The organism is Sphingosinicella rhizophila, from assembly GCF_032378825.1.
Lineage (GTDB): Bacteria > Pseudomonadota > Alphaproteobacteria > Sphingomonadales > Sphingomonadaceae > Allosphingosinicella > Allosphingosinicella rhizophila.
This window is the reverse complement of record NZ_JAVUPU010000002.1, coordinates 227,617-241,594: the sequence shown is the minus strand read 5'-3', so window position 1 is coordinate 241,594 and position 13,978 is coordinate 227,617. Positions and strand designations below refer to the sequence as shown.

11 protein-coding genes are annotated in these 13,978 nt (G+C 64.5%); 9 read left to right on the top strand and 2 right to left on the bottom strand.

From position 1 onward, the window contains the following. The first annotated feature begins 36 nt into the window (after positions 1 to 36). Positions 37 to 768: a response regulator gene (locus tag RQX22_RS04240; protein ID WP_315723967.1), complete on the top strand. Its 732-nt coding sequence runs from the start codon at positions 37 to 39 to the stop codon at positions 766 to 768. Beyond that, positions 768 to 2,138: a sensor histidine kinase gene (locus tag RQX22_RS04235; RefSeq protein WP_315723964.1), complete on the top strand. Its 1,371-nt coding sequence runs from the start codon at positions 768 to 770 to the stop codon at positions 2,136 to 2,138. The genes RQX22_RS04240 and RQX22_RS04235 overlap by 1 nt, the downstream gene beginning before the upstream one ends. 6 nt (positions 2,139 to 2,144) lie before the next feature. Here RQX22_RS04235 and RQX22_RS04230 read toward each other — a convergent pair whose 3' ends face one another. Continuing rightward, a complete protein-coding gene (locus RQX22_RS04230; protein WP_315723962.1) occupies positions 2,145 to 4,469 on the bottom strand; it encodes a penicillin acylase family protein in 2,325 nt (774 codons plus the stop codon). 117 nt (positions 4,470 to 4,586) lie between these two features. Between RQX22_RS04230 and RQX22_RS04225 the strand changes: the two genes are divergently transcribed. Then, the gene (locus RQX22_RS04225; protein ID WP_315723961.1) at positions 4,587 to 5,345 is read left to right on the top strand and encodes an NUDIX domain-containing protein; all 759 of its coding nucleotides are present in this window, start codon (positions 4,587 to 4,589) and stop codon (positions 5,343 to 5,345) included. 25 nt (positions 5,346 to 5,370) lie between these two features. On the opposite strand, the gene RQX22_RS04220 is transcribed toward RQX22_RS04225, so the two are convergent. After that, positions 5,371 to 6,300, bottom strand: a complete 930-nt coding sequence (locus RQX22_RS04220) for a class I mannose-6-phosphate isomerase (RefSeq protein ID WP_315723960.1) — start codon at positions 6,298 to 6,300, stop codon at positions 5,371 to 5,373. A 204-nt stretch (positions 6,301 to 6,504) separates the two neighbouring features. On the opposite strand from RQX22_RS04220, the gene RQX22_RS04215 reads away from it, so the two are divergent. The 6 genes from RQX22_RS04215 to RQX22_RS04190 all read left to right on the top strand — a co-directional run bounded on the left by RQX22_RS04215 (position 6,505) and on the right by RQX22_RS04190 (position 13,865). After that, positions 6,505 to 7,221, top strand: coding sequence for an extensin-like domain-containing protein (locus RQX22_RS04215; RefSeq protein WP_315723959.1), 717 nt, complete (start codon positions 6,505 to 6,507; stop codon positions 7,219 to 7,221). 110 nt (positions 7,222 to 7,331) lie between these two features. Further along, positions 7,332 to 10,394 carry an excinuclease ABC subunit UvrA gene (gene uvrA, locus RQX22_RS04210; protein ID WP_315723957.1) on the top strand — a complete coding sequence of 1,021 codons (3,063 nt, stop codon included), beginning with the start codon at positions 7,332 to 7,334 and terminating at the stop codon, positions 10,392 to 10,394. A 171-nt stretch (positions 10,395 to 10,565) separates the two neighbouring features. Next, the gene (gene aqpZ / locus RQX22_RS04205) at positions 10,566 to 11,303 is read left to right on the top strand and encodes an aquaporin Z (RefSeq protein ID WP_315723955.1); all 738 of its coding nucleotides are present in this window, start codon (positions 10,566 to 10,568) and stop codon (positions 11,301 to 11,303) included. A gap of 110 nt (positions 11,304 to 11,413) precedes the next feature. After that, on the top strand, positions 11,414 to 12,718 hold the full coding sequence (locus tag RQX22_RS04200; protein WP_315723953.1) for a serine hydrolase domain-containing protein: 1,305 nt from the start codon (positions 11,414 to 11,416) through the stop codon (positions 12,716 to 12,718). 286 nt (positions 12,719 to 13,004) lie between these two features. Continuing rightward, positions 13,005 to 13,385, top strand: a complete 381-nt coding sequence (locus RQX22_RS04195; RefSeq protein ID WP_315723951.1) for a VOC family protein — start codon at positions 13,005 to 13,007, stop codon at positions 13,383 to 13,385. Positions 13,386 to 13,433: 48 nt separating this feature from the next. Next, entirely contained in the window at positions 13,434 to 13,865 is a 432-nt protein-coding gene (locus RQX22_RS04190) for an OsmC family protein (RefSeq protein ID WP_315723949.1), read from the top strand. The last annotated feature ends 113 nt before the right edge of the window (positions 13,866 to 13,978 follow it).

Below are 13,978 nucleotides of genomic sequence, written 5' to 3'. Positions count from 1 at the left end.
GCGCTTCCCCTCCCTGCCGTCCCGTTGCACAATGACATGCCGAGCCGGAGCCTGAATGTGGACGAAAGCCAAACCATACTTCTGGTCGACGACGACGAATCCCTGCGCACGCTCATCCGGGATTTCCTGCGCAGCTATGGCTATCGGGTCTTCGAAGCCGATGGCGGCGACGCCATGCGCCGCATCCTGGCGGACGAACAGATCGACGTCGTCGTCCTGGACGTGATGATGCCGGGCGAAGACGGCCTGTCCCTCACCAGGTCCTTCGGCGCCTCGCGAAGCTTCGGCATCATCATGGTCTCCGCCTTGGGCAGCGAAACCGACCGCATCGTCGGGCTGGAGATCGGCGCGGACGATTATCTGGCCAAGCCGGTCTCCCCGCGCGAGCTGCTGGCCCGCATCCGTGCCTTCGTCCGCCGCCAGAATGCGGCAAGCGCGCGCGAACAGCCGGGCGCGAATTACGGATTCGCCAATTGGCGGCTGGATCCGGTGCGGCGGCTGCTGCGAGACCCCCAGAAGGTCGTGATCAGCCTGTCAGGCGGCGAATTCTCGCTCCTCCAGGCGTTTGTCGAACGGCCTCAGCGCGTGCTCACCCGGGATCAATTGCTGGAATATGCACGCGGGCCCGACAGCGAGTCGTTCGACCGCGCCATCGATACCCAGATCAGCCGGCTCCGGCGAAAGCTGGAAAGCCGGTGCGACGACGAACTGATCCGGACCGTGCGGAACGAAGGCTATATGTTCATGCCCAAGGTCACCAGGGCCTGATGCGAATTCAGTCTCACCGCTGGTCCGGCTCCATCCTCGGGCACACCTTGCTGCTGGTAATGGGCATCGTCATCGTGATGGCGGGCCTCAGCGTCGCCACGATCCTCTTCCGTTCGGCGCCCACCAATCCCGCCATATCGATCCAGGAAATCGCCGACCTGCTGAACGGAAAGCCGGCGCCGCGTCCCATCAATCGGATAAAGGTGACCATCGCCGCCGAGCCGCCTGCTTTGCCGGCCGGCGTGGAGGATCCTTTCTCTCTCGTTCAGCGAAGCGCGCTCGCCCAGCATATGGGTGTCCCGATCGACCGCATTCGCTTCCTGCGGGTCCTCCCTTCCGGACCGAGAGTCGAATATCAGCGCCTGCTCATCATCTCGCCGAAAGGCGGCGAACAGATATCCTCGATCGGCCAGAGGCTGAACCTGCTGATCCTGGGTTCCTTCACCGCGGCACTGCAGCTTCCCGACGGGCGCTGGCGGACCGTTACCCGCGAAGGACCGGATGCGCTGCAGCGCTGGAAATTCACCACGATAGGCTGGATCCTGTTGACCATCCTCCTCGTCTTTCCGCTCGCGTGGCTGTTCAGCAACCGGATCGCCAAGCCGATCCGCGCTTTCTCCAAAGCGGCAGAACGGTTGGGCCGGGATCGCCAGATCGAAGCGGTGGCCGTGACGGGACCACGCGAAATCCGCCTCGCCGCGACCGCACTCAACGATATGCAGCGTAGCCTCCAACGCTATGTGAAGGAACGCACGGCCATGATCGGCGCGATCGCCCACGATCTGCGCACGCCCTTGTCCCGCCTGGAATTCCTGCTCGCTTCCGTGCCCGAGGAAACACGGCGCAAGGCCGAGGCCGAGATCGCGGAAATGGAGAAGATGATCGCCAACACGCTGGAGTTCGTCGAGAATGAGACTCGCGCCCAACAGCCCGAGGAAGTGGATTTGCGCCTGCTGGTCGAATCCGTCGCGGACGATCTGGCGGACACCGGCCATGACGTCCGCCTGGTCGAGGCCGGGAATGCGACGGTTCGGGCCGACCCGCTCATGCTGCGGCGGCTCTTTTCAAATCTGGTCATGAACGCCGTCACTTATGGCAAGAACGCCAGGATCAGCCTGTCGGTCGATCACCGGACGGCGATCGTCGACATATGCGACACGGGCCCCGGACTTGCCGAGGAGGATCTGGAACGGGTCTTCGAGCCCTTCTACCGCACCGAAGGATCGCGCAACCGATCGACCGGCGGCATCGGCCTCGGCCTGTCGATCGTGAAGGCCGCCGTCCAGGCCAGCGGCGGCGACATAAGCTTGTCCAACCGGCCCGAAGGGGGCCTTTGCGCCCGGGTGCGCCTTCCGATTTCGGGGGGCTGACCGGCCTTATTCGACGTGTAGCTTCACGCTCGATACGACGTTGTCGCGAAGGTCCTTCCAGTCGAAATGGACCTGTTTCAATTTGCGCTTGCTCATCAGGTCGCGCGCCTGGTCGTGGGAATGGGGCGAGCCCGCTTCATGGACCTGGCCCGGATTCTGGAGGGAATAAGTGCGGATGCCCTGGGGCGAATAGAAATCGAGCCGCATGATGCGAGATCCGAGGATCGCGAACCGCTCGCCCTTCTCGTTGGGCGGCGCATAATAAAGGGCCATCAGACTGGTGCCGCACAATCTTTCCCGGATGGTGCATTCGTTGATGCCGGTCTGCGGCAGGATCAGATTGCCTCCCGACATCGGCTCCGAACTGTCCGGACCGGTGCGTAGCCGGAACTCGTCGCCATATAGGCGCTGCAACCCTTTGGGCATCTTGAGCAGGCGGGCGAAGGCCGTTTCCATCGCGCCAACGAAACGCGCCTGTAGCCGGCTCGAGAGCTTGGTCGGATCGTCGAACGCCTTGGAGAGGCCCTCAATGTCCTCCAGGGTCAGGCCCGGCCGCAGCGCCTCCCGGAAATAGACATATTTGAGCGCGCTGGTGGAATCCGCGCGAAGCTCCCCGTCGAAGTTCAGCAGATCCTTGATGAAGGCGGCAAGCGGTTCGTTCGATCCGAGATCAACATTGGCGCCGGCAACGGCAAGCTTCATCATCTCGACCCAGGCCTGTTCGTCCACGAGCTTCACGCTCGTGGCCAAAGCGAATGCGTCGCTTTCGGTCATGTTCGGCAGCGCCTCCAGCGCACGAAGCGCGGCCAGGCTGCGCGAGGTCTGTCCCGAGGTGCGACCGTCCTTGTAAAGATGGGTCGGCATCGTCTTGAGCATTTCCGGCGCCGGATCGCTCATCGAGAGGGGATCGACATTGTTGTTCTGGAGATAGCCCGCGGCCGGCGACTTGATCGCCAGCTGATCGGAAGCGGGATGGAGCCCGGTCCATGAAGTGCTGCTGCTATTGCCGTCCAGGATCAGCAACGGATCGACTATTGCGGCCGGGCGCCTCGGGGTCAGGCCGGCCCTAAAATAGAATATGTCGCCCTTCGTATCCGCCGCGAGCACATTCTGTGGAAACATGCCGCCATTGTTCAGGGCATCCCGGAAACCATCGACGTCCGTGGCGCGGTTCATGAGATAGGCGCTGTTGTGCATTCCCTCCAGATTGAGAAAATAGGGCGTGCTGACCACATAGACGACGCCGGGCATCTCCCGCACGACCGGAGACGGCACGCCATTGTGCCTGGTATATTTTGCCGGCACCCGCTCCGGCGCGCGCCCCTTCACCTTGATCTCGATCATCTCATTTTCGATCGGGATCGTAGCGTCATCGAAACGATAGGCCCGATTGTCGGGCGATGTCGTCGCCACCCGATAGCAATCCGCAACGTCGGGAGCGCCGGTGGTCATCGCCCATCCGACGCGTGCATTGCGCGCGAGGAGCATCATGGGGCCGACCGAAAAGCCCGCCGATTCGAACCCGCCGGCATGGAGTCGATATTCGAAGAACTCGCTGTTGATCCCGCCATGGGGATCGCTCAGCAATATCGCGCCGCCCGTGGCGGTGCGGTTCGGCATGACCGCCCATTGGTTCGAAAATCCCTCGGTCGGCGGCCGGCTCGCCGTCGCATCCCCCTTCACCATCGCGAAGCTGGCGGGCGCGATCCCGCCGCGGCGGCACTCCCTGAGGCCCTGTCCCGCCTGATATTCGAGCCATAGCAGCCAGTGCCCCATGGCGACGAGGTCGGCGACATCGACGTCTCGCGGCGCCCAGGCCGGAACCTTGTCGGGATGCTGCCGGGCGAAGGCCTGGACCCCTGCGGCGAACTTCTCGTAATTGTCGCGCAGCCGGGGCTCGAGCCTCGCCACGCTGCGCTCCGCCTCTTCATGGATGCGCCACAGCTTCGCCTGATAGTCGTTTTCGATCATCGCATCGGCGCCACCGGCACGCGCCTGGGCTGCGGGCGAGAGCTCGGCAAATGTCAGGGTCGCGGCCAATTCCCCGCGGGCGGCGAGGATCATCAGGTAGAATGATTCCCCTATGTCCTCCGCCAGTGCGTAGCCGAGGCCGTAGAAGCCGTCCGCCTCGCGCGCGGCGTAGATGTTGGGGACGCCCCATTCGTCCCGATAGATGGAGACCTGCCCTGCCCGGGGCACCGGATCGGAGACCGAGCGCTTGGACGACGGAGGCGCAGCAGGGGCCATCACGGCAGAAGCGGCAAGGGCAAGGCCGAGGCAGGAGCGTCCGAACAGTTTCATCTCATTCTCCATCGACGGTCTCATCCGCATCGGCCTCGATCATCCCATCCTCCGCCCGAACTTCAAGGGGGATTGCCGACCAGGAGCGGATGCTGCTGCCATCATCGTCTCGCTCCAAAGGCGCGATGCTTCTGCTAAGGCCCCGTCATGACCGATTTTCCGGAACCGATTCCCGCCGCCACCCTCGTCCTGATGCGGCCCTCGGCAAGCGGCCCGCCGGACCTGCTAGTCATCGAGCGCGCCGCCAACATGGCTTTCGCCGCCGGTGCCCTGGCTTTTCCCGGCGGCCGCATCGATCCCGACGACCATGCCAGCGCGGCCCTGCATGGCGCGGGCCTAGCCGACGCGGCGGCGCGGGTCGCCGCGATCCGCGAGACGATCGAGGAAACCGGCATTGCCGTCGGCATCCGCCAGCAGCCCGATCCCGATCAGGCCGCGTCCCTGCGCAATGGGCTCGCCGCCGGCGAGGCATTTTCCCGATTGCTCGACCAACATCGGCTGTCGCTCGACCTGGAAGCCCTGGTTCCGTTCGCGCGCTGGTGCCCCAATTTCCGCGAGACACGTCGCTTCGACACGCATTTCTATATCGCCGAAGCCCCTGCAGGAGCCCCGCTCGTCTCCGCCGACGAGACCGAAGCGGCCCGCGCCTTCTGGTCCAGCGCAGCCGCGGTGCTCATGGAGATCGAGGCCGGCGAGGCCCGTGCCATCTTCCCGACGCGCCGCAATCTGGAACGGCTCGCCCGCTTCGCCTCGATCGACGATGCACGCGCCGACGCCGCGCTGCATCCCGTGCAAAAGATCACGCCCTGGGTGGAGGAGCGGGACGGCCGCCATTGGGTCTGCATCCCGGAAGAAGCCGGTTACCCGGTCACGGCCGAATTGTTCGAAACGGCACGCCGACGCTGATCGGCCGCTCTTCCGGCAAAGGAATTCATTCGTCCTCGTAGAATGAAGGCGAGATCCGCACGGGCGGGACGTAGGTCCGGCGGTCGTCCGGCAGGATTTCGCCGCCCCCCCGGCGGGTATCCACAAGCAAATCCTCGATGATCCGGTCGCCAGGATAAGCGAAGAGCATCTCCGATCCCGGGTCGATCCGGACCCGGCTCTGGGCCTCGACCAGCCAGACCTCGGGCGGCGCGAGCGGTTCGTCGTCGATGAGACCGCTGCCGGCGACCGGGATCAGCCAGACTGGCCGCTTTGCCTCTCCCGCGAGCTGCCCGCCCGCCGCTTCGGTCCAGCGCTCGACCACGAAAGCGGGGCCTTCGGCCAGGATCTGCCGGCCAGGGCCATGTCGGTAGGGCTGGAAAGGGGCGCGGAAAGGCTCCGGCCGTGCCGCTTCGATCGCCTCATCGAGCTGCAGCGGCCGGGGACGGCCATAATCGTACAGGCGGTAGGTGAGATCGACATTCTGCTGGATCTCGATAAGGGTCAGGCCCGGGCCCAGCGCATGGATCGTGCCGGCCGGGGAATATAGGAAATCGCCGGCACGGGCCTCGCGCCAGTCGATCAGATCCTCGATCGATCCGTCGAGCGCGGCGGCACGCAGCCCTTCCTTCGTCATTTCCCGTCTGAGGCCGAGACCGATCCGCGCACCCGGTTCGGCGTCGATGATCAGCCAGGCCTCGTCCTTGCCGCGCTTGTATCCGCGCGTCCGGGCGACGGCATCGTCCGGATGGACCTGGATCGACAATTTCTCGCTGGTGAGCAGATATTTGATCAGCAGTTCCGCATCGCCGCCGGTCCTGTCCTGAAACCAGATTTCGCCGACCGGGCAGGCGCCGTCCGCGCCGAAGGCGCGGGGGAGATGCTGCCGCCCCCAGACTTTCTCGACGTTCCGCTTGTCGAGGCGGCTGGCTTTCATTCCTGTCCCCATGATGCCCGCTGAAACCGACTCCGGCTTCGCGCGTCCTCTCCAGCATGCCTTATCTCCGCTGGATGGAAGGTTCACAATGAATATCCTCAATGGGTGGGACGGAGCCTCTCTTCGGCGCGGGCCTGGGCGCTCCCCCGAGAGGCTCGTCCTGCGTCGCATTCGCCTGGCTCGCGCCCGCGACGGAAGTGCATAATGATCCTTCGGCGCTTGCTGATCCTCGCCTTGCTCGGCTTCGCGGCGTTGCTGCTTTACGGTTATGCCCGCGACAATCCGGAAGACCTGCCCTGGACGCGGCTTGACCTGACCCAGCCGATCGGCGCCTTCACCGGCCGCAAGCTGGCGGAGCTGGGCGGCGAAGGCGCTCGCTGCAAGGCCCTCCTGGACCAGGCGGGAGTCGGCTATAGCGCCTTGCCGCCGCGGCGGGACGGACCCCAATGCGGCCATGACGAGGCCGTCCGACTGCGGACGGATGGCGCGCTGGACATCTCCTATCGCCCGCCGGGCCTCGGCACATCCTGTCCGGTCGGCGCCGCTTTGGCGCTGTGGGAATGGCATATCGTCCAGCCCGCCGCGCTGCGCCATTTCGGACGCAAGGTCGCAAGCATCGACCATTTCGGAAGCTATAGCTGCCGCCGCCTCTACGGCCGGTCAGAAGGCGGATGGAGCGAGCATGCCCGCGCCAATGCAGTCGACATTGCCGGTTTCCGCCTTGAGGGGGGCGAGCGCATCACGGTGGCCGGCGACTGGGACAGCGAAGACGCCAAAGGACGCTTCCTCCGCGAGGTTCGCGACGGTGCCTGCCGCCTGTTCGCGACCACCCTCTCGCCCGACTACAACCAGGCGCATCACGACCATCTCCATCTCGACCAGGCAAGCCGCGGCGCGACGGGCTGGCGCGGCTGCCGCTGAAGGCGGGAGGCTTGCTTTAAGAGGGCTGCGAACCCATCTCCGCTGGGCCGCGTTGACGCTGTCATGCCGCCCTTGCCTCATCAGAACAAATATGGAACACATAGCCCGATATGTTGACGCACATTTCCGTCCGCGGCGCACGCGAGCACAATCTCAAGAATGTCGACATCGACATTCCCCGCGAGACACTGACGGTGATCACCGGCCTGTCGGGATCGGGCAAGTCGAGCCTCGCCTTCGACACCATCTATGCCGAGGGGCAGCGCCGCTACGTCGAATCGCTGTCCGCTTATGCGCGCCAGTTCCTGGAGCTGATGCAGAAGCCGGACGTCGATCATATCGAGGGCCTGTCCCCGGCCATTTCGATCGAGCAGAAGACGACCAGCCGCAACCCGCGCTCGACCGTCGCCACCGTCACCGAGATCTACGATTATATGCGCCTGCTGTGGGCGCGGGTCGGCATTCCCTACAGCCCCGCCACCGGCCTGCCGATCGCCGCCCAGACGGTCAGTCAGATGGTCGACCGGGTGATGGCGCTGGAGGAAGGCGCCCGCCTCTATCTGCTCGCCCCGGTCGTGCGCGGCCGCAAGGGCGAATATCGCAAGGAAATGGCCCAATGGCAGAAGGAAGGCTTCACCCGGGTCCGCGTCGACGGCGAATTTTACGACATCGAGGACGCGCCCGCGCTCGACAAGAAATACAAGCACGACATTGAGGTCGTGGTCGACCGGCTGGTCGTCCGCGAGGGCATCGAGACCCGGCTGGCCGACAGCCTCGAAACGGCGCTGAAGCTGGCCGAAGGCACCGTCTATCTCGATCCCGCCGACGCGCCGAAGGATAGCGGCGTTCGCGAAGCCCATGCCGCCTTCGTCCATCGGGCCGAAGCGCAGGGCGAGGAGTCCGGTCCGGGCGACGCCAATATCGGAGTCGCCGCCGCGCTCGGCCAGGCCGCCGAACGTGCTGTGCTGGCCGACAATGCCCCGCCGGGCCGGATCACTTTTTCCGAGAAATTCGCCTGCCCCGTCTCCGGCTTCACCATCACGGAGATCGAGCCGCGCCTCTTCTCATTCAATGCGCCGCAGGGCGCCTGCCCCGCTTGCGACGGCCTCGGCGAGAAGCTTTATTTCGATCCGGAGCTGGTCGTCCCCAACCAGAATCTGTCGATCAAGCGCGGCGCCGTCGTGCCCTGGGCCAAGTCCAACCCGCCCAGCCCTTATTATATGCAGGTGCTCGGCTCCCTCGCCCGCGAATATGGCTTCAGCATGGAGACGCCGTGGAACGAGCTGCCGGAGGCAATTCCCGACATCATCCTGCACGGCACCAAGGGCAAGCCCGTCACCCTGCGCTTCGTCGACGGCCGCAAATCCTATGAGGTGAAGAAGCCGTTCGAAGGCGTGATCGGCAATTTGAACCGCCGCATGCTCCAGACCGAAAGCGCCTGGATGCGCGAGGAATTGTCCAAATATCAGAGCGCCGCGCCCTGCGAGACCTGCGACGGCGCCCGCCTCCGGCCCGAGCCGCTGGCGGTCAAGATCGCCGGCGAGGATATCTCCGTCTCCACCCGCCGCTCGGTCGTGCAGGCGCTCGAATGGTTTTCGACGCTTGAAGAGAAATTGACGCCGCAGCAGCAGGAGATCGCCCGCGCCATCCTAAAGGAAATTAACGAGCGGCTGGGCTTCCTCAACAATGTCGGGCTCGATTATCTCAATCTAGACCGCACCTCCGGCACCCTCTCCGGTGGCGAGAGCCAGCGCATTCGCCTCGCCAGCCAGATCGGCTCCGGCCTGTCGGGCGTGCTCTATGTGCTCGACGAACCGTCAATCGGCCTCCATCAGCGCGACAATGACCGCCTGTTGGTGACGCTGAAGCGGCTTCGGGACCTCGGCAATACCGTGCTGGTCGTCGAGCATGACGAGGATGCGATCCGCCATGCCGATCATGTCATCGACATGGGCCCCGGCGCCGGCGTCCATGGCGGCGCCGTCGTCGCCCAGGGCACGCTGGAAGAAGTGCTCGCCAACGAGAACAGCCTGACCGCCGATTATCTGACCGGCCGCCGCGTCGTTCCGCTGCCGGCCGAGCGGCGCAAGGGCAGCGGCAAGAAATTGACCGTGCACGGCGCCACCGCCAACAATCTCAAGAACGTCACCGCGAGCATTCCGCTCGGTACTTTCACATGCATCACCGGCGTGTCCGGATCGGGCAAGTCGAGCTTCACCATCGACACGCTCTATGCCTCGGCGGCGCGGCAGCTGAACGGCGCACGCGTCCTCGCCGGCCGCCACGAGAAGCTGACCGGCCTCCAATATCTCGACAAGGTGATCGACATCGACCAGTCGCCGATCGGCCGCACGCCGCGATCCAACCCGGCCACCTATACCGGCGCCTTCACCCAGATCCGCGACTGGTTCGCCGGCCTGCCCGAAAGCGGCGCGCGCGGCTACAAGCCCGGCCGCTTCAGCTTCAACGTCAAGGGCGGCCGCTGCGAGGCGTGCAAGGGCGACGGCCTGATCAAGATCGAGATGCACTTCCTTCCCGACGTCTATGTCACCTGCGACGTCTGCCACGGCCAGCGCTACAATCGCGAGACGCTGGAGGTGAAGTTCAAGGGCAAGAGCATCGCCGACGTGCTCGACATGACCGTCGAGGACGCGCACGAATTCTTCAAGGCCGTCCCGCCGATCCGCGACAAGATGGCGATGCTGGAGGAAGTTGGCCTCGGCTACGTCAAGGTCGGCCAGCAGGCCACCACCCTGAGCGGCGGCGAAGCCCAACGCGTCAAGCTCGCCAAGGAATTGTCACGCCGCGCGACGGGACAGACCCTCTACATCCTCGACGAACCCACGACCGGTCTTCATTTCGAGGACGTGCGGAAGTTGCTCGAAGTGCTCCATGCGCTAGTCGAGCAAGGCAATAGCGTCGTGGTGATCGAGCATAATCTGGAAGTCATCAAGACCGCCGATTGGGTCATCGACCTCGGGCCGGAGGGCGGCGACAAGGGTGGAGAGATTGTGGCGGAAGGGACGCCCGAACAGGTTTCCCAGGAACCCCGCTCCTATACCGGGGCTTATCTCAAGCCCTTGCTCGATGGCAAACGCACAGAGGCGAAACCTGTGCTGAAGAAAAAGCGGGGTTCGTCAGCCTCAATGCGACAGCGAGAGGCGGCCGAGTAAGTCGTGCTCGCAGGGACGACCGTCCGGGGGACGGTCGGATCGAGCATATGCGAAGCGGGAAGCTGCTGAGTGAGTCGGGCCGCCCGTACAGACGAAACTCTTTACGTGTCCGGAATGAAAGCGCATCTTCCCCAAACCGCACGTGATGCGGGAGACGGGAGGAGCAAACGAATGACATATGCTCAGCGCGGTATCGCCGAATTTCTCGGGACCTTTTGGCTGGTGTTTGGCGGCTGCGGCAGCGCGGTGTTCGCGGCGGCCTTTCCTGAGGTCGGCATCGGCTTGCTCGGCGTGTCGCTCGCCTTCGGGTTGACGGTGCTGACCATGGCTTATTCGATCGGCCATATTTCCGGTTGCCATCTCAATCCGGCCGTGACCCTGGGTCTCTGGGCCGGCGGCCGTTTCCCGGCCAAGGATATTCCGCTCTACGTGATTTCGCAGGTGGCGGGCGCGGTTGCGGCTGCCCTTACCCTTTACGTCATCGCCAGCGGCAAGGCGGATTATTCACTGGCGGCCAACGGCCTTGCCGCCAATGGTTTCGGCGAACATTCGCCCGGCGGTTATGCGTTCGGCGCAGCGTTGATGATCGAGATCGTGCTGACTCTGTTCTTCCTGCTGATCATCATGGGATCGACCGATACGCGCGCGCCGGTCGGCTTCGCGCCGATCGCCATCGGCTTGGCTTTGACCCTGATCCACCTGATCAGCATTCCCGTCACCAATACCTCGGTCAATCCGGCGCGGTCGACCGGGCCTGCGCTCATCCAGGGTGGCTGGGCGCTCCAGCAATTGTGGCTGTTCTGGCTGGCGCCTGTGGTCGGCGGCCTGATCGGCGGTTTGCTGTACCGGACGTTGGGCGCGGAGGCACGGGAACGGCCGCCGGTGGTTGGCGCGGCGATCAATCCCTGATCGCCCCGGGGCAAGCCGGCCGGCGAGAACCCGGCCCGCGGTCCGAAGCTTGCCAAGCCAAGGCAATCGGCTAGTCTGCTTTGCCGGAAACGACATCCGGAGATGAGCCGATGCCAAGCCCTTTGTTCGGAGACGCACCGGCCCACTGGCGGCAGGACCGTCGGCAATTCCTGGCCATGCTCGGCGCCGCCGCCGTTCTGCCAGGACTGCACGCCGGCGGCCCTGCCTTTGCCTTCCGTCGCGCCACGCCGGACTATCCAGCGACGAAGGCGGTGCTCGATCGCTACGTGGCTGAGCGAAAGGTGCCCAATGCGGTGGCCGCGATCGGCCGCGCCGGCGCCGCGCCGTCCTTCCTGCAGGCGGGAACGATCACCCTCGACGGCTCCGTTCCGGCAGGGCCCGATACGCTCTATCGCGTCTATTCGATGACCAAGCCGGTGACGGGCATCGCCGCCATGATGCTGGTCGAGGACGGCAAGCTGAAGCTGGATCAGCCGCTCGCGGACATCTTTCCGGAATTCGGCCGGATGAACGTGCTGACCGATGCGGCGAACAGCCTGGACGCCCGGCCGGCGACGAATCCGATCCTGATCCGTCATCTGCTGACCCATACCGCCGGTCTTTCCTATGACATCATGGGCGATCAGCCGCTCATGCGCCTGTATCGCGAAGAGGGCATCATGCCCCATCAGGGCCTTTCGGACGAGCCGCCGAAGCCGCGCCCGGCGAACCTGACGGCATTCGCGAGGAAGGTCGCGAGCGTGCCGCTTCTCTTCGAGCCCGGCACCACATTCTTCTATTCGATCGGCCTCGACATTGCCGGTGCGGTCATCGAACGTGTCTCCGGCCAGTCGTTCGAGACCTTTCTGGAGAGGCGCCTGTTCGATCCGCTCGGCATGAGGGACAGTTTCTTCACCGTTCCGCAGGACAAGATCGGGCGTCTGGGGCCGGTCTATGTGGACACCCCACAGGGCATCCAGCCGAAGGATGCGCCGCCGGACAGCGTCTACGCCCGCGCGCCCGCTTTCGCTTATGGCGGCGCCGGCCTGGTATCATCGCCACGGGACTTTGACCGATTCCTGGCGATGCTGCTGGGCGAAGGGATACTGGACGGCGTCCGGGTGATGAAGACGGAGACCGCGCGACAGGCCATGTCCAACCTGCTGCCGGCCGGGGTCCCGCTGCCGGAGGATTTCGGCGGCGGCGGGTTCGGGGCGGGCGGCCGCGTTTCGCTGGCGGACGAAGCCAGCGGCCAGGGTGCAGGCACCTACGGCTGGGGTGGCGCGGCCGGCACCATCGCCTGGGTCGATCGCAAGCACAGCATTCGCGCGAGCGGTTACATCCAGAAATTCCCGCCCGGCCAGGACGCATTCGGCAACGATCTCGTTCCCGCAATCTACAGGGATCTCGGCTAGACTGGTTCACGGTTATATTGAACCGAAAACGAGCCTTGTTTCTCATTGTTTTCCGTTATTTCCCAGTCGCCAGATGATGCCATCTGCCTTGAAATTACTCCAGGACCTGCCAGCCCAAGGTGGCCCGGTCCGTGGGCGGGGACCGACGAGCCGTTGAACTTCGCGCGGTTCCGGCCGTTCGTCCGGCAAGAGCCTCGGACCTGCCTGTCCGGGAAGCCGGCTCGACGCCTTTTCGATCCGGGAGAGCCAGAGCCAGCGCAAGCGGGCGCTGGCGAGGGAGAGAGACATGCTGAAGAACAAATCCTCGTCGGCCATCGTCGCGGTCCGCGACATCGACCGCGCCCGGACCTTCTATGGCGACACGCTCGGGCTGGAACTTGCCGACGCGGGCATGGGCGATCTCTTGGTCTACCGCACCGGTGCGACGCAGCTCATTGTCTACAAATCCGAATTCGCCGGCACGAACCAGGCCAATGCGGCCGTCTGGGATTGCGGCGACGAGATTGACGAGATCGTCGCAGATCTGAAGGCGAAGGGAGTCACGTTCGAACATTTTCCCGACCTGGAGGGCGTCACCATCGAAGGGGACGTGCATGTGGCGGACGATGCGAAGCTCGTCTGGCTGAAGGATCCGGATGGAAATATTCTTCACCTGATCAGCATGTAGCTGCGAGAAACCCAACACCCCACGGCCGAGCCAGGAAGGAACAGGAATATGACCACGCGCACAGCATCCGCCCGCTACGAAGGCTTCGGCAAGGACGGCAAGGGCCATGTCTCGACCGGCTCCGGCGTGCTCGCCGACCAGCCCTACGGCTTCGGCACGCGGTTCGGCGACGAGCCCGGCACCAACCCCGAGGAACTGATCGCCGCCGCCCATGCCTCCTGCTTCACCATGGCCTTGTCCTTCGCGCTCGCGAAGGAAGGCTTGACCGACGGCCTGCTCCAGACCACGGCCAAGGTGCAACTCGACAAGGAAGGCGACGGCTTCAAGGTCAGCCGTTCCGATCTCAGCCTCGAAGCCAATGTGAACGGTATCGAGGAATCCAGGTTCCGCGAGATCGCCGAAACCGCCAAGGCCAATTGCCCCATTTCGAAATTGCTCAATGCCGAAATAGGCTTCGACTACCGGCTCAACGGAAGCTAGGGAGCACCGAGGCTGAAGGATTCGTCATGCTGAACTTGATTCAGCATCCAGCTTGGAGGCCGCCGATCAGGTAGCGAACTGGACCCTCAATCGCGTTCAGGGTGACCAAAGGA